The following is a 15,518-nucleotide window of genomic DNA, read 5'->3' on the forward strand; positions in this document are numbered from 1 at the left end:
GCAGTTCATTTATGATGCGCAACGAATCACGGACTGATGTTTATAAAGGCTGCCAATTATGCAGCGCCAGGTTTGTTAATGATGAGGTCCGTGAATGCCCCGCAGTTTATGGTTCAAGGTTATTGTTTTACTGGCCGCCCTCTGGGCGCCGTTAAGTCAGGCAGACACCGGATGGCAACCGATCCAGGAAACCATCCGTAAAAGCGAAAAAGATACCCGTCAATATCAGGCGATCCGCCTCGATAACGGCATGGTAGTGCTGCTGGTTTCCGATCCCCAGGCGGTAAAATCGCTGTCGGCGCTGGTCGTTCCCGTGGGATCGCTGCAGGATCCCGCCGAGCATCAGGGGCTGGCCCACTTCCTGGAGCATATGACGCTGATGGGCTCGAAAAAGTATCCCCAGCCTGACAGCCTCGCCGAGTATCTCAAAATGCACGGCGGCAGCCACAATGCCAGCACCGCCCCGTATCGCACCGCCTTCTATCTTGAAGTGGAAAACGATGCCCTGGACGGCGCGGTCGATCGCCTGGCCGACGCCATCGCCGCGCCGCTGCTGGATAAAAAATATGCCGACCGCGAGCGTAATGCGGTTAACGCCGAGCTCACGATGGCGCGTACCCGGGACGGGATGCGAATGGCACAGGTTAGCGCGGAAACCATTAACCCGGCGCACCCCGGCTCGCAGTTTTCCGGCGGTAACCTTGAAACGTTGAGCGACAAGCCCGGCAAACCGGTGCTTGATGCCCTGCACGCCTTTCGCGATAGCTGGTATTCCGCCAACCTGATGAAAGCGGTGATCTACAGCAACAAGCCTCTGCCGGAGCTGGCGAGCATCGCGGCGGCCACCTACGGTCGCGTGCCGAACCACGATATCAGCAAACCGGAGATTACCGTCCCGGTGGTGACCGATGCGCAAAAGGGCATCATCATTCACTACGTTCCGGCGATGCCGCGTAAAGTGCTGCGCGTAGAGTTCCGCATTGATAACAATAGCGACAAGTTCCGCAGCAAAACCGACGAGCTGGTGACCTATATGATCGGTAATCGCAGCCCCGGCACGCTCTCAGACTGGCTGCAAAAGCAGGGGCTGGTTGAAGGGATTCGCGCGGACTCCGACCCGGTGGTGAACGGCAACAGCGGGGTGCTGGCTATATCCGCGACCCTGACGGACAAAGGTCTGGCGCACCGCGATGAAGTTACCGCGGCCATCTTCAGCTACCTCAATCTGCTGCGCAGCCAGGGAATCGATAAGCGCTATTTTGATGAGCTGGCCCACGTGCTGGCGCTCGACTTCCGCTACCCGTCCATCAACCGCAATATGGATTACGTCGAATGGCTGGCGGACACCATGATCCGCGTGCCGGTCGAGCATACGCTGGACGTTGTCAACATTGCCGATCGCTACGATCCGCAGGCGATCGAAGACCGCCTGGCGATGATGACGCCGCAAAACGCCCGCATCTGGTACATCAGCCCGAAAGAGCCGCATAACAAGACCGCCTACTTCGTCAATGCGCCCTATCAGGTGGATAAGATCAGCGAGCAGACCTTTGCCGACTGGCAGCGGAAGTCCAGCGCCATCGACCTCAAGCTGCCGGTGCTGAACCCCTATATTCCGGATGATTTCAGCTTAATCAAAAGCGACAAGGCTTACCCGCATCCGCAGCTGATTGTAGATGAACCGACGCTGCGGGTGATTTACGCGCCGAGCCAGTACTTCGCCAGCGAACCGAAAGCGGATATTTCGCTGGTTCTGCGTAACCCGCAGGCAATGGACAGCGCCCGCCGGCAGGTGATGTTTGCACTCAATGATTATCTGGCGGGCATTGCGCTCGACCAGCTCAGCAACCAGGCGGCGGTCGGGGGGATAAGCTTCTCTACCGGCGCGAATAACGGCCTGATGGTTAACGCCAACGGCTATACGCAGCATCTACCTGAGCTGTTTAACGCCCTGCTCGACGGTTACTTCAGCTATACGCCAACCGAAGAGCAGCTGGAGCAGGCTAAATCCTGGTACGCCCAGATGATGGATTCGGCGGATAAAGGCAAAGCCTACGATCAGGCGATCATGCCGATTCAGATGGTTTCTCAGGTGCCGTACTTCCAGCGCGAAGAGCGTCGGGCGCTGCTGCCATCGATCACCCTGAAAGAGGTGCTGGAATACCGCGATAATCTCAAGGCGAAAGGGCGACCGGAGCTGATGGTCATCGGTAATCTTACCGCCGATCAATCCACCGCCATGGCGCGGCAGATTCAAAAACAGCTGGGCGCCGACGGCAACGAGTGGTGCCGTAACAAAGACGTTCTGGTCGATCGTAAACAGCTGGCGATTTTTGAAAAAGCGGGCAACAGTACCGATTCCGCGCTGGCCGCCGTCTTCGCGCCGCCGAACGTGGACGAATACGCCAGCTCTGCCGCCAGCTCGCTCCTCGGGCAAATCATACAGCCGTGGTTCTATAACCAGCTACGTACGGAAGAGCAGCTGGGCTACGCGGTCTTCGCCTTCTCGATGAACGTTGGCCGCCAGTGGGGAATGGGCTTCCTGCTGCAAAGCAGCGATAAGCAGCCGGCTTACCTCTGGCAGCGTTTCCAGGCCTTCTTCCCCACGGCGGAAGCCAAACTGCGGGCAATGAAGCCGGAAGAGTTTGCGCAGATTCAGCAGGCGGTGATCGGTCAGATGCTGGAAGCGCCGCAAACGCTGGGCGATGAAGCGTCGAAGCTGAGCAAAGATTTCGATCGCGGTAATATGCGCTTCGATTCACGTGATAAAGTAGTGGCTCAGATTAAACTGCTGACGCCGCAAAAGCTTGCCGACTTCTTCCATCAGACGGTGGTGGATCCGCAGGGCATGGCAATTCTCTCCCAGGTTTCCGGTAGCCAGAACGGCAAGGCGGAATATGCGCATCCGCAGGATGGCAAAGTCTGGGAGAACGTCAGCGCATTGCAGAAATCCTTACCCCTGATGCGAGAGAATGAATGACCGACACCGCCGAGTCTCTTGACCCCCTGCGCTTGCCCCTGACGGGCGAGCGCCTGATCGAAGCCTCTGCGGGCACAGGAAAAACCTTTACCATTGCCGCCCTCTATCTGCGGCTGCTGCTGGGGCTGGGCGGGGAATCCGCCTTTCCCCGCCAGGTCAGCGTGGAAGAGCTGCTGGTAGTGACCTTTACCGAAGCGGCGACCGAAGAGCTGCGCGGGCGTATTCGCAGCAATATCCACGAGCTGCGTATCGCCTGCCTGCGCGAAAGTACCGACAATCCTCTCTACGCCGGGCTGCTGGCGGAAATCGCCGATAAAACCCAGGCGGCGCAAACGCTGCTGCTGGCCGAACGGCAGATGGACGAAGCGGCGGTATTTACCATTCACGGCTTCTGCCAGCGGATGCTGAGCCTTAACGCCTTTGAATCCGGCATGCTGTTCGAACAGCAGCTGATTGAAGATGAATCCCGCCTGCGCTATCAGGCCTGCGCCGACTTCTGGCGTCGCCACTGTTATCCGCTGCCGCGTGACATCGCGGCGGTTATCCACGAAGCGTGGAAAGGGCCGCGCGATCTGCTGAAATCCATCGACCGCTGGCTACAGGGAGAGGCGCCGCAGCTCAAATCGCCGCCGCCGGCTGACGAAACGCTGGCCGAACGCCATCAGCAAATTATCGAACGCATCAACGCGCTGAAGCAGCAGTGGCTGGCACAGGTGGGCGAGGTTGAGGCGGTGCTGGAAAACTCGGGCCTCGACCGGCGCAAGTTTAATCGCGGCAATCAGGGGAAATGGCTGGAGAAAGTGACCGCCTGGGCCCAGGAAGAGACCCTCAGCTACCAGCTTCCGGATGCGCTGGAGAAGTTCTCCCAGGCCTTCTTGCTTGAGCGCACCAAAGCGGACGGCGCGCCGCCGGTACACCCGCTGTTCAGCGCGGTAGAAGCGCTGCTGGCGACACCGTTAACCTTGACCGACCTGGTGATTGCCAGGGCGATGGTTGAAATCCGTGAAGCGGTCGCGCGGGAGAAACGCCGCCGCGGCGAGCTGGGCTTTGACGATATGCTCAGTCGCCTGGATGACGCCCTGCGCGGGGAGAGCGGCGAAGCGCTGGCCAGCGCGATTCGCCAGCGCTTTCCGGTGGCGATGATCGACGAATTTCAGGATACCGACCCGCAGCAGTACCGAATCTTTCGCCGCATCTGGCGGCGCCAGGCAGACACCGCGCTGCTGCTGATTGGTGACCCCAAACAGGCCATTTACGCCTTTCGCGGCGCGGATATCTTTACCTACATGAAAGCGCGTGGGGACGTCACCGCCCACTATACGCTCGACACCAACTGGCGCTCCGCGCCGGGGATGGTTGATAGCGTCAATCGCCTGTTTAGCCTCAGCGATAACCCCTTTATGTTCCGCGAAATCCCGTTTATGCCGGTGAAGTCAGCGGAAAAAAACCAGGGGCTGCGCTTTACCGTCGATGATGCTGCGGTACCGGCGATGAATATCTGGCTGATGTCGGGCGAGGCCGTCGGGGCGGGGGATTACCAGGCGTTTATGGCCCAGCTGTGCGCGGCGCAAATTCGCGACTGGCTCAGCGCGGGCCAGCAGGGCAAGGCGCTGCTGTGGCGCGGTGAAAAAGCTGAACCCGTGCGGGCTTCGGACATCACGGTGCTGGTGCGCAATCGTCAGGAGGCGTCGTTAATTCGCGATGCCCTTCAGCTGCTGTCGATTCCCTCCGTCTATCTCTCCAACCGCGATAGCGTGTTTGAAACCCCCGAGGCGCAGGAGCTGCTGTGGGTGCTGCAGGCGGTGCTGGCCCCCGAGCGGGAAAATACCCTGCGCAGCGCGCTGGCAACCGCAATGTTCGGCCTCAACGCGCAGGACATCGAAAACCTCAACCAGAGCGAACGGGCGTGGGATGAGCTGGTAGAAGAGTTTAGCGGCTACCGGCAAGTCTGGCGGCAGCGCGGCGTGATGCCGATGCTGCGGGCGCTGATGACCGCGCGGCGTATTGCCGAAAACCTGCTGGCGACCAGCGGCGGCGAGCGGCGCCTGACCGATATCCTGCATATCAGCGAGCTGCTACAGGAGGCGGCGAATCAGCTGGAGAGCGAACATGCGCTGGTGCGCTGGCTGGCGCAGCATATCGCCGAGCCGGATAGCAACGCCTCCAGCCAGCAGATGCGCCTGGAGAGCGATAAGCACCTGGTGCAGATCGTCACCATCCATAAATCGAAAGGGCTGGAGTATCCGCTGGTCTGGCTGCCGTTTATTTCGCGTTTCCGTAAACAGGATCAGGCGTTTTATCACGACAGAACCTCCTTTGCCGCCGTTCTCGACCTGGGGCAGGCGGAGGGCAGCATGGAGCTGGCGGAGGCCGAACGCCTGGCCGAAGATCTGCGCCTGCTTTACGTCGCGCTGACCCGTGCGGTCTGGCACTGCAGCCTTGGCGTTGCGCCGCTCAGCACCCGGCGCAGCGACAAGCCCGGCGCCAGCGATTTTCACCACAGCGCGCTGGGCCGCCTGCTGCAGGGCGGGGAAGCGATGGATGCCGCAGGGCTGATGGCGCGCCTGCAGGCGTTCTGCAGCGGGGAGATCGCCCTGCGGCTCCCGGATACGGCTGCGCCAACTCCGTGGCAGGCTCCGCAGGCGGCGCTACCGCCGCTTTCAGCCCGTTTGCTCGCGCGTTCGGTGACCGATGACTGGCGGGTCACCAGCTACTCCGGCCTGCAGCCGAATGGACACAGCGCGGCGCAGGATCTTCTGCCGCGTCTGGATATCGATGCCGCCGGCGTCGGTGAGGTCGCGGAAGAGCCGCAGCTTACGCCGCACCAGTTCCCCCGCGGCGCGTCGCCGGGGACGTTTCTGCACAGTTTGTTCGAAGATCTCGATTTTACCCAGCCGGTTCCCGCCGACTGGATGGCGGCCAGGCTCCAGCTGAACGGCTTCGAGGAAAAGTGGACCCCGGTGCTGACCGCATGGCTCGATGGCGTGCTGCGTACCCCTCTGCCCGGCGCGGGCATCGCCCTTAATCAGCTGGGCGAAGGCGATAAACAGGTGGAGATGGCGTTTTATCTGCCCATCGAACAGCCGCTGGATCCCCTGCGTCTGGATGCGCTGATTCGTCAGTACGATCCGCTCTCCGTGGATACCCCAACGCTCGATTTCCGCCAGGTGCGGGGGATGCTGAAAGGCTTTATCGACCTGGTGTTTCGCCACAACGGTCGCTATTACCTGCTGGATTACAAATCCAACTGGCTGGGGGAAAATCGCGAGGCCTATACCCAGGACGCGATGCGGCAGGCAATGCGTTCGCACCGTTACGATTTGCAGTACCAGCTCTATAGCCTGGCGCTGCACCGATATTTACGCCACCGCATTGCCGATTATGATTACGAACGCCACTTCGGCGGCGTTATTTATCTCTTTTTACGCGGCATGGACGGGCAGGACGGCGGGCAGGGTATCTTCACCACCCGGCCGGCGCTGCCGCTGATTAACGGCCTCGATGCGCTGTTTGCCGGGGAAACCCAGGAGGTTGTGCTATGACCATGGATGAACTGTTACTGCAGGCGGTTGAACAGCACCTGCTGCGCCCGCTGGACGTCCAGTTTGCGCTCATGGTGGCGCAGGAGGCGCATCCGGCGGTGAAGCTCACCGCCGCCATTCTCAGCCGCGATGCCGGTGAAGGCCACGTCTGCCTGCCGATTTCGCGTCTCGCCGAGGATGAGCTGCTGAGCGCAAAAGCGGCAGGCCTGAGTGAGCAGATCCTTGAGCTGACCGGCGCCCCGGACGGCTGGCTGCCGCTGCTTAACGATGCTGAGGCGGTCAGCGGCGGTGAGCGCCCGACGCCGATGATCCTCTGCGGCGAACGGCTTTACCTCAACCGCATGTGGCGCAACGAATTAACCGTCGCGCGCTTTTTCAATGAGGCCAATCAGGTGCTGGAGGTGGATGAAGCCCGGCTGGCTTCGACGCTCGACGCGCTGTTTCCGCCCGCTGAGGAAACGGACTGGCAAAAAGTGGCGGCTGCGGTCGCCCTGACCCGACGGATTTCGGTGATTTCCGGCGGTCCGGGCACCGGTAAAACCACGACCGTCGCTAAACTGCTGGCCGCGCTGATCCAGACGTTCTCCAGCCCGCGCTGCCGTATTCGCCTGGCGGCGCCGACCGGTAAAGCCGCGGCGCGCCTGACCGAGTCCCTCGGCGCGGCGCTGCGCCGCCTCCCTCTCAGCGACCAACAAAAGGCGCTGGTGCCCACCGAAGCCAGCACCCTCCATCGCCTGCTGGGCGCGCAGCCCGGCAGCCAGCGGATGCGCTATCACGCCGGCAACCCGCTGCATCTTGACGTGCTGGTGGTGGATGAAGCCTCAATGATTGACCTGCCGATGATGTCGCGCCTGATCGACGCGCTGCCTGAGCACGGAAGGGTGATTTTCCTTGGCGACCGCGATCAGCTGGCGTCGGTAGAGGCCGGAGCGGTGCTGGGGGATATTTGCGCCTGGGTTAATGCAGGCTATACCCCGGCGCGGGCGGCACAGCTCGCCCGGTTGACCGGCCAGCCGGTGCCGGCGGGCGAGGGCAACGTTGCCGGTGCGCTGCGCGACAGCCTGTGCCTGTTGCAAAAAAGCTACCGTTTTGGTCGCCATTCCGGGATCGGCCATCTGGCGTGGGCGGTGAACAGCGGCGAGCGCAGCGCGGTACGCGCAACGCTGCGTCAGTCGTTCGACGATATCGCCCTGTATCCGCTGAGCGCCACCGAAGAGTATGAAGCGATGCTGAATCAGGCGCAGGCGGGCTATGGCCGCTTCCTGCAGCTGCTGCGCGAGCGGGCTGAGCCCGAAGAGATGATCGCCGCCTTTGGCGAATTCCAGCTGCTGTGCGCGCTGCGCGAGGGGCCGTATGGGGTCAGCGGCGTGAACGAACAGCTGGAGCAGATGCTGAACCGCAAGCGGGCGATCGCGTTACCGCGGCATTCGCGCTGGTATGAAGGACGTCCGGTGATGATCTCCCGCAACGACAGCGCGCTGGGGCTGTTTAACGGCGATATCGGCATCGCGCTGGAAAGAGGCGATGGCCTGCGCGTCTGGTTCCCGATGCCCGATGGCAGCATCAAGTCGGTACAGCCAAGTCGTCTGCCGGAGCACGATACCGCTTGGGCGATGACGGTGCATAAATCGCAGGGGTCGGAGTTCGATCACGCGGCGCTGATCCTGCCTTCGCGCAGCGTGCCGCTGGTAACCCGCGAGCTGGTTTATACCGCCATTACGCGTGCGAAACGGCAGTTGTCGATCTATGCCGATGAGCAGGTGCTGACTCAGGCGGTGGCTGCGCGTACCGAACGACGCAGCGGCCTGACGGATATCTTTTCCGCCCAGTAAGGTTTTCCCCGGTCGGCCGCGCGCTTTCCGGGGAGAAGGGATCAGGCCAGGTCTGCCATCAGCACCTTGGAGCGGCGCTGATAGTTGTACATCTCTTTTTTGCTCTCCGGCAGCAGGTCGACGTCGACCGGCGTAAATCCGCGCTCCTGGAACCAGTGAATGCTGCGGGTCGTAAGAACAAACAGCTTGCTGAGGCCCATTTGCTTCGCCTGCGCGGCAATGCGTTCGAGCAGCACTTCACCGCGCGATGAGCTGCGGTAATCCGGATGCACCGCCACGCAGGCAATTTCGCCGATCTTCTCTTCCGGGAAAGGATAGAGCGCGGCGCAGGCGATGGTGGTGTTGTCGCGCTGAATAATGGTGAATTTATCGATTTCCATCTCCAGCTGTTCGCGCGAACGCCTGACCAGAATGCCCTGCTGCTCCAGCGGGCTAATCAGCTCGAGGATGCCGCCGATATCGTTAATGGTGGCGCGGCGGATCTGCTCGGCGCTCTCCATCACTATCTGGGTACCGATACCGTCGCGTGAGAACAGCTCCTGCAGCAGGGTGCCGTTTTCCTGATAGCTGATCAGGTGGCAGCGGCGCACGCCGCTGCGGCAGGCTTTTACCGCGCCGCGCAGAAAGCGCACGGTGCCGGAGCTGTAGTCTTCGTCCGCTTCCATCTCTTCCACCCGCGCCTGGGCTTCGTTGGGGAACAGCTCGGGGACGATCTCGCCATCCTGATTGTGAACCCCCTGCGATGAGCAGAAGCCGATCATCTTTTCGGCCTTCAGCTTAATCGCCAGCTGGGTCGCAATCTCTTCGGAGGTCAGGTTAAAACTTTCGCCGGTGACCGACACCGCAACCGGGCCCATCAGCACAATCGCGCCGTTATCCAGCTGGCGGTGAATGGCTTCTTCATCGATGCGCCGGATGCGCCCGCTGTGACAGTAATCCACGCCGTCGTCCACGCCTAACGGCTGCGCGATAATGAAGTTGCCGCTGACCACGTTGATATGGGCGCCCTGCAGCGGCGTGTTGTTGAGGCTCATCGACAGGCGAGCGGTAATTTCCAGCTGCAGCATGCCCGCCGCCTGCTTAACCAGCTCGAGCGTTTTGGCGTCAGTCACTCGGGTTTGTTTATGATAAACCGGCTCGTGACGATGCTCCGCCAGGTTGGCATCGATCTGCGGGCGGGCGCCATAGACCACCACCAGACGAATCCCCAGGCTGTGAAGCAGGCCAATGTCATTGACTATACTAGAGAAATTATCATGCTCGATGGCTTCCCCGCCCAGCATGATGACAAACGTTTTACCCCGATGGGCATTAATATAGGGGACAGAATGGCGGAATCCCTCTACCAGTTCGGTGCGACGTTCCTTCACCATGACACAACCTCAATGCATGATTATTCGTAATTACTGTATTTTTATTCTGTTTCGCCGGCAAACGCAAGCCCCAATTTTTGGCTGAGCCGGGAAAACAGTGTGAGCCAAATCAGGGTGTCAAAGATTGTTTACCCTTTTATAGATGACAGGTTATGCGCCTTTCGTTAAAGTTTCCGGTCAATCTGTTTGTTTTAAATACGAATGATTTCTTACTGCTTGGGAGTGGCATGTCGGGATACAAGTCAGGATTAAGCCGCCGCCGATTTTTACAGGGGGCGGGCGCCATGTGGTTAATGAGTGTGAGTCCGGTTGGGTTGGCTGCCGCGGCGCAGGTGGTTGCCGTACGCGTCTGGCCATCATCGACCTACACGCGCGTCACCGTGGAGTCCAACCATATCCTGAAATATCGGCAGTTTGCGCTCAGCAATCCTGAACGTGTGGTGGTGGATCTGGAAGGGGTTAATCTCAACTCCGTACTGAAAGGTATGGGGAGTCAGATTCGCGGTGACGATCCCTATATTCAATCCGCTCGCGTGGGGCAGTTCGATCCGCAAACCGTGCGCATGGTGTTTGAGCTGAAACAGAACGTGAAACCGCAGCTGTTTGCGCTGGCTCCGGTCGCCGGGTTTAAAGAGCGTCTGGTCATGGACCTCTATCCCGCTAACGCCACCGACGTGCAGGATCCGCTGCTGGCGCTGCTCGAAGATTACAATAAAGGCGATCTTCAGCGGCAGGTTCCGCCTGCGGAGAGCGGGCCTAAACCGGGTAAAGCCGGGCGCGATCGGCCCATTGTTATCATGCTCGATCCCGGTCACGGCGGCGAAGACTCCGGCGCGGTGGGAAAATACCGCACCCGCGAGAAAGACGTGGTGCTGCAGATTGCCCGGCGGCTGCGCGCGCTGATCGAGAAAGAGGGCAATATGAAGGTCTATATGACCCGCAACGAGGATGTCTTTATCCCGCTGAAGGTCCGCGTCGCCAAAGCGCAGAAGCAGCGCGCCGACCTGTTTGTCTCTATTCACGCCGACGCGTTTACCAGCCGCCAGCCCAGCGGATCGTCGGTGTTTGCCCTGTCAACCAAAGGGGCTACCAGTACCGCGGCTAAATATCTGGCGCAGACCCAGAACGCCTCGGACCTGATCGGCGGCGTCAGCAAAAGCGGCGATCGCTACGTCGACCACACGATGTTCGACATGGTGCAGTCGCTGACCATCGCCGACAGCCTGAAGTTCGGCAAGGCGGTGCTGGAAAAGATGGGCAACATTAATAACCTGCACAAGAACCGGGTTGAGCAGGCGGGCTTCGCGGTGCTGAAGGCGCCGGATATTCCATCGATTCTGGTGGAAACCGCGTTTATCAGTAACGTCGAAGAAGAGCGTAAATTGAAAACGGCGAAATTCCAGCAGGAAGTTGCAGAGTCGATTCTGGCAGGGATTAAAGCCTACTTCGCCGACGGCGCGACGCTGGCAAGGCGAGGGTAACGCAACAGGAAAGGTAAATGGCTCTACTTAAGAGCGCGCACGGCGGCAATATTCGCGAGGCCGCCGCGCTGTTGGGCATCTCTGCGGCGCAGCTGCTGGATTTTAGCGCCAATATTAATCCGCTGGGGATGCCGGAAAGTTTAAAGCGCGCCATCCTCGACAATATGGCCTGCGCCGAACGCTACCCTGACGTTGAGTATCAGCAGCTGCACCTTGCGCTGGCGGAACACCATCAGATCCCCGCCTCGTGGATCCTCGCCGGAAACGGCGAAACCGAAGCGATCTTTACGCTGGTTCAGGGGCTGAAGCCGCGCCAGGCGATGATCGTCACCCCGGGCTTTGCCGAATACCGCCGGGCGCTGCAGTCGGTGGACTGCGCGGTGCGGGAATTTCTGCTGCGCGAGGAGGATGGCTGGCAGCTCACCGGGGCGATTCTTGATGCTCTGACGCCGGATCTGGACTGCTTATTTCTCTGCACGCCGAACAATCCTACCGGCCTGCTGCCCGAGCGCCGTCTGCTGGAGATGATTGCTGAACGCTGTCGGTCGCTGGGCATTGCCCTGATTCTCGATGAAGCGTTTATCGATTTTATCCCCGACGAGCCGGGATTTATTCCGCTGCTGGGCCACAACCCGCACGTGTGGGTGCTGCGTTCGCTGACCAAGTTTTATGCCATTCCCGGCCTGCGTCTGGGGTATCTGGTCAATGGCGATGCGCGGGCGGTGGCGAGAATGCGCGAGCGCCAGATGCCGTGGTCGATAAACGCGTTTGCCGCTCTGGCGGGGGAGATCATTCTCCAGGATAGCGCCTACCAGCAGCAAACCTGGCAGTGGCTGGCGGAGGAGGGGCAGCGCTTTTACCATCAGCTGCGCCATATTCCCGGCCTGACGGTCTATCTCGGGCGGGCAAACTATCTGTTTCTGCGCTGCGACGTGGCGGATCTGGATCTGCAATACGCGATGCTGCAACAGCACATCCTGATCCGCAGCTGCGCCAACTACCCGGGGCTCGACGGGCGCTACTTCCGCGTCGCGATCCGCAGCCAGCAGGAAAATACCCGGCTGCTGGCGGCCTTCAGGCGGGTATTTAACGAGTAGATGTCTGCCGCCATTGTTTGTCTGCGGTTCTTCCCGGTGGCGCTGCGCTGACCGGGCTACGGGTTTACAGCCGTCTGTGGGTCGGTAGCCCGTCTCCGGGGAAGGTGCACAGTATGAGGTTTTGTTGCGGTCTTCTCCCCGGCTCGCGCTGCGCTTAGCCGGGCTACGGATTTACAGCCGTCTGCGGACCGGTAGCCCGCCTCCGGGGAAGGAGCACAGCATGAGGTTTTGTTGCGGTCTTCTTCCCGGCTCGCGCTGCGCTTAGCCGGGCTACGGATTTACAGCCGTCTGCGGGCCGGTAGCCCGGGTAAGGCGCGCAGCGCCGCAACCCGGGGAATGCGCCGGGATTAATGCATCGGTGCGGATTATCCCCGGCTCGCGCTGCGCTTAGCCGGGCTACGGGTTCATAGCCGCCTGCGGGCCGGTAGCCCGGACAGGCGCGCAGCGCCGCCTCCGGGGAAGGTGCTCAGCATGAGGTTTTGTTGCGGTCTTCTCCCCCGGCTCGCGCTGCGCTTAGCCGGGCTACAGGTTCATAGCCGTCTGCGGGTCGGTAGCCCGGGTAAGGCGCGCAGCGCCGCAACCCGGGGCATGGCTGCGGAAGCGTTAGCGCAGCTCGACGCCGCCCTGCACCATGCGCAGCAGGTGCTGCCGGGGCCAGAGCTCGCTAAGCCGCGTCTCTCCCAGCCGTCGCTGCAAATACTCAATATCGTGACGCTGGCGGTCGAGCATCAGGCCGACCACGCTGCCGCTGTGCGCCACGTTAATACCGTATAAATCGCACTCTTCCACCAGCCCCCGCAGCGTATCAAACCCCGGCTTAGGCAGCAGATGCTGGCTGGCGACGGCGCTGAGCGTCGCGGCCTCTCCCATCCGCCGCGGATTATCCGTCTCGCAGGCCAGTTGAACTTTCTCCCAGGCTAGCTGCAGGGCGGCGGAGTGGGCGTGCAGCTTTTCAAGCCGGGGAAGTCGGTGGTAATCGGTGGTCAGCAGCGTGGCGGGGCTTTCCAGCACCAGCAGATCGAGCTGCGGCTGGCTGCCGCAGGCAATCTGCGTGGCGGCGGTGTTGTGGTCGAACAGGGTCAGCTGGCGGAACAGGGTGCTGTCGGTGGGCTCCAGGGAGACGCAGAGCCGGGCGAGGGTGGTTTCATCCAGCGGATGGCCGAGATGATGCGCGGTGGCCACCGCTGTCGCGGCGATATCCGCGGTGCTGCTGGCCATCCCCTTGGCGACCGGAATCGTGGAGCAAATATCGATCCGAATCTCTTTGCCGAGCTCCGCCGGATAGCGCCAGTAGCTCAGCAGCCGGTCGACCATCGCCCGCGCCAGCGGACGTTCATCCGCGCGAGGCGAACCGTAGTCCACCTCGACGGTGCTGTACCAGTCAACGGGGCAGGAGACCAGCTTCTCGCTGCCGAGGATCCAGCCCTGGATGAGTTCACCGCAGGAGGCGGGGCATTGTGCTACGGCCACGTATTCACCTATTGCTCAGGTTTCCAGGGCGCATAGTGTCATGCCGATCCCGCTATTACCATGATTCACCGCAACTTGCCGGGCGGCGAGCTCAGGCTGAAACGGTTAACGTCTGCGCTTCGGGAAGCGCCAGGCGCATCACATCGCGGGCAATCATCAGCTCTTCATTGGTATTGATGACCGCCACTTTAACCATCGCATTCTCGGCCTGGATAAAGGTGGCGTTGTGCTGGTTTTTCTCTTCATCGACCGACAGCCCGAGGAAATTCAGGTTATGGCAGATGGCGCTCCTGGCGCGGGCGGAGTTTTCGCCGATGCCGCCGGTAAAGATCAGCGCGTCCAGGCCGCCCATCTGCATAATATAGCTGCCGATGGTGGCGCGGATGCGCTCGGCAAACAGCGAGAGCGCCAGGGCCGCCCGACGATTGCCGCTGTCCGCCGCCTGCTCGACATCGCGATAATCGTGCGACACGCCGGAAACCCCCAGCAGGCCGGATTCGTTATTCAGCAACTGATTAAGCTGCTCCGGCGTTTGCCCCTTATGCAGCGCCAGCCACGGTAGAATCGACGGATCGATATCGCCGCTGCGGGTGCCCATCATCACGCCGGACTGCGGCGTAAAGCCCATTGAGGTGTTAACCGAGCGCCCGCCTTTGATTGCGCATACGCTGCTGCCGTTGCCGAGATGGCAGCTCACCACGCGCAGGGCGCTCAGCGGCACGCCCAGCTTTTCCGCCAGCGTCGCGCTGACGTACTTATGGCTAGTGCCGTGGAAGCCGTAGCGGCGAATGCCCAGCTCGCTGTAGTAGCGCCACGGCAGCGGATAGATAAAGGCGCGCTCGTCCAGCGTCTGGTGAAAAGCGGTATCAAATACCGCCACCGACGGCGTTTCGGGCAGCAGCTGGCGGAAAACGTTAATGCCCAGCGCGTTGACCGGGTTGTGCAGCGGGGCCAGCTCCGCCAGGCGCTCGATTTCCGCTAAGGTATCATCGGTGACCGGCGTCGAATCTTTAAAGCGCTCTCCGCCGTGCGCCACGCGGTGGCCGACGCCGTCAATATCCTGCAAACTCTGGATAATCCGGTGGTCGAGGAGCTTTTCCAGCAGCAGGGTGACGGCTTCGCGGTGATCGGCAATCGGCGCCGTCTCCTGCCATTTTTGCGCCGGCGTTTTGAGGGTCACCTGGGCGTTTGCCATGCCGATACGTTCAATCAATCCCTGGCAGATCATATCGCCCTGAGGCATCTCCAGCAGCTGGAATTTTAACGATGAGCTGCCGGCATTAATGGCCATTATTTTGTAAGACATAGAGGTTCCTTCGAATTCAGAAAATCCAGCACGGCATCAAGACCCAGATTATTCAGCGCGCTGGTGACAAAAATCTGCTGCGCCCCTGCCTGCCTGAGCCACTCCTCGATGAGCGATAACCGCTGCGGGTCGGCCAGGTCGGCTTTGGTGATCAGGCCAATCGTCAGGCGGTTCATCGGGGCGGTAAAACCCGGAGAAAACGGCGACCACTGGGCGTCGGCGTTCAGCACCAGAGCGATAACGTCGGCCTCGCAGGCGCTGGTCAGCAGAGCGCTATAAAGACAGCGGTTCTCCAGATATTCGCCCGGCGTATCGATGGCCATCGGCGACCATTCAATCGCCTGGGTTTTCTTGTAATGGAGCGCTTCGCCGCGCAGGCCCTGGATCAGCGAGGTTTTGCCGCACTGGCTGGGGCCGATAAACATCAGACGTTTCAT

9 protein-coding genes are annotated in these 15,518 nt (G+C 60.9%); 5 read left to right on the forward strand and 4 right to left on the reverse strand.

All coding sequences use genetic code 11. The features are described from left to right. Positions 1 to 94 precede the first annotated feature (94 nt). From ptrA to recD, 3 genes are read left to right on the forward strand one after another with little or no spacing between them, the layout of a single operon-like run. Positions 95 to 2,980 carry a pitrilysin gene (ptrA, locus tag ACESQ2_RS12860; protein WP_134897588.1) on the forward strand — a complete coding sequence of 962 codons (2,886 nt, stop codon included), beginning with the start codon at positions 95 to 97 and terminating at the stop codon, positions 2,978 to 2,980. Further along, on the forward strand, positions 2,977 to 6,522 hold the full coding sequence (gene recB / locus ACESQ2_RS12865) for an exodeoxyribonuclease V subunit beta (protein WP_373170619.1): 3,546 nt from the start codon (positions 2,977 to 2,979) through the stop codon (positions 6,520 to 6,522). Before ptrA ends, recB begins: the two co-directional genes overlap by 4 nt. Beyond that, entirely contained in the window at positions 6,519 to 8,354 is a 1,836-nt protein-coding gene (recD, locus tag ACESQ2_RS12870) for an exodeoxyribonuclease V subunit alpha (RefSeq protein ID WP_286115540.1), read from the forward strand. The genes recB and recD overlap by 4 nt, the downstream gene beginning before the upstream one ends. A 41-nt stretch (positions 8,355 to 8,395) precedes the next feature. On the opposite strand, the gene argA is transcribed toward recD, so the two are convergent. Continuing rightward, complete coding sequence (gene argA / locus ACESQ2_RS12875; RefSeq protein WP_373170620.1) at positions 8,396 to 9,727, reverse strand: amino-acid N-acetyltransferase; 1,332 nt, start codon at positions 9,725 to 9,727, stop codon at positions 8,396 to 8,398. Between the two features lie 227 nt (positions 9,728 to 9,954). Between argA and amiC the strand changes: the two genes are divergently transcribed. Together amiC and cobD are read left to right on the forward strand one after the other, a co-directional pair. Then, positions 9,955 to 11,208, forward strand: a complete 1,254-nt coding sequence (gene amiC / locus ACESQ2_RS12880; protein WP_014226651.1) for an N-acetylmuramoyl-L-alanine amidase AmiC — start codon at positions 9,955 to 9,957, stop codon at positions 11,206 to 11,208. A gap of 17 nt (positions 11,209 to 11,225) precedes the next feature. Next, positions 11,226 to 12,305 (forward strand): threonine-phosphate decarboxylase CobD, encoded by a 1,080-nt coding sequence (gene cobD, locus ACESQ2_RS12885; RefSeq protein ID WP_345911577.1) that lies wholly within the window; start codon positions 11,226 to 11,228, stop codon positions 12,303 to 12,305. 603 nt (positions 12,306 to 12,908) lie between these two features. On the opposite strand, the gene ACESQ2_RS12890 is transcribed toward cobD, so the two are convergent. From ACESQ2_RS12890 to pduV, 3 genes are all read right to left on the reverse strand, one after another. Continuing rightward, positions 12,909 to 13,775 carry an L-threonine kinase gene (locus tag ACESQ2_RS12890; RefSeq protein ID WP_049072022.1) on the reverse strand — a complete coding sequence of 289 codons (867 nt, stop codon included), beginning with the start codon at positions 13,773 to 13,775 and terminating at the stop codon, positions 12,909 to 12,911. Positions 13,776 to 13,866: 91 nt separating this feature from the next. Further along, a complete protein-coding gene (locus ACESQ2_RS12895; protein WP_046876750.1) occupies positions 13,867 to 15,081 on the reverse strand; it encodes an acetate/propionate family kinase in 1,215 nt (404 codons plus the stop codon). Beyond that, positions 15,066 to 15,518, reverse strand: coding sequence for a propanediol utilization protein PduV (gene pduV, locus ACESQ2_RS12900; protein ID WP_046876751.1), 453 nt, complete (start codon positions 15,516 to 15,518; stop codon positions 15,066 to 15,068). Before pduV ends, ACESQ2_RS12895 begins: the two co-directional genes overlap by 16 nt.

Source organism: Klebsiella sp. Q11 (assembly GCF_964241505.1).
GTDB lineage: Bacteria > Pseudomonadota > Gammaproteobacteria > Enterobacterales > Enterobacteriaceae > Klebsiella > Klebsiella michiganensis.

Coding starts and splice junctions, on each gene's coding strand:
- argA (WP_373170620.1), bottom strand. CDS start 9,727: ATGGTGAAGGAACGTCGCACCGAACTGGTAGAGGGATTCCGCCATTCT.
- ACESQ2_RS12895 (WP_046876750.1), bottom strand. CDS start 15,081: ATGTCTTACAAAATAATGGCCATTAATGCCGGCAGCTCATCGTTAAAA.
- cobD (WP_345911577.1), top strand. CDS start 11,226: ATGGCTCTACTTAAGAGCGCGCACGGCGGCAATATTCGCGAGGCCGCC.
- recD (WP_286115540.1), top strand. CDS start 6,519: ATGACCATGGATGAACTGTTACTGCAGGCGGTTGAACAGCACCTGCTG.
- pduV (WP_046876751.1), bottom strand. CDS start 15,518: ATGAAACGTCTGATGTTTATCGGCCCCAGCCAGTGCGGCAAAACCTCG.
- ptrA (WP_134897588.1), top strand. CDS start 95: ATGCCCCGCAGTTTATGGTTCAAGGTTATTGTTTTACTGGCCGCCCTC.
- recB (WP_373170619.1), top strand. CDS start 2,977: ATGACCGACACCGCCGAGTCTCTTGACCCCCTGCGCTTGCCCCTGACG.
- amiC (WP_014226651.1), top strand. CDS start 9,955: ATGTCGGGATACAAGTCAGGATTAAGCCGCCGCCGATTTTTACAGGGG.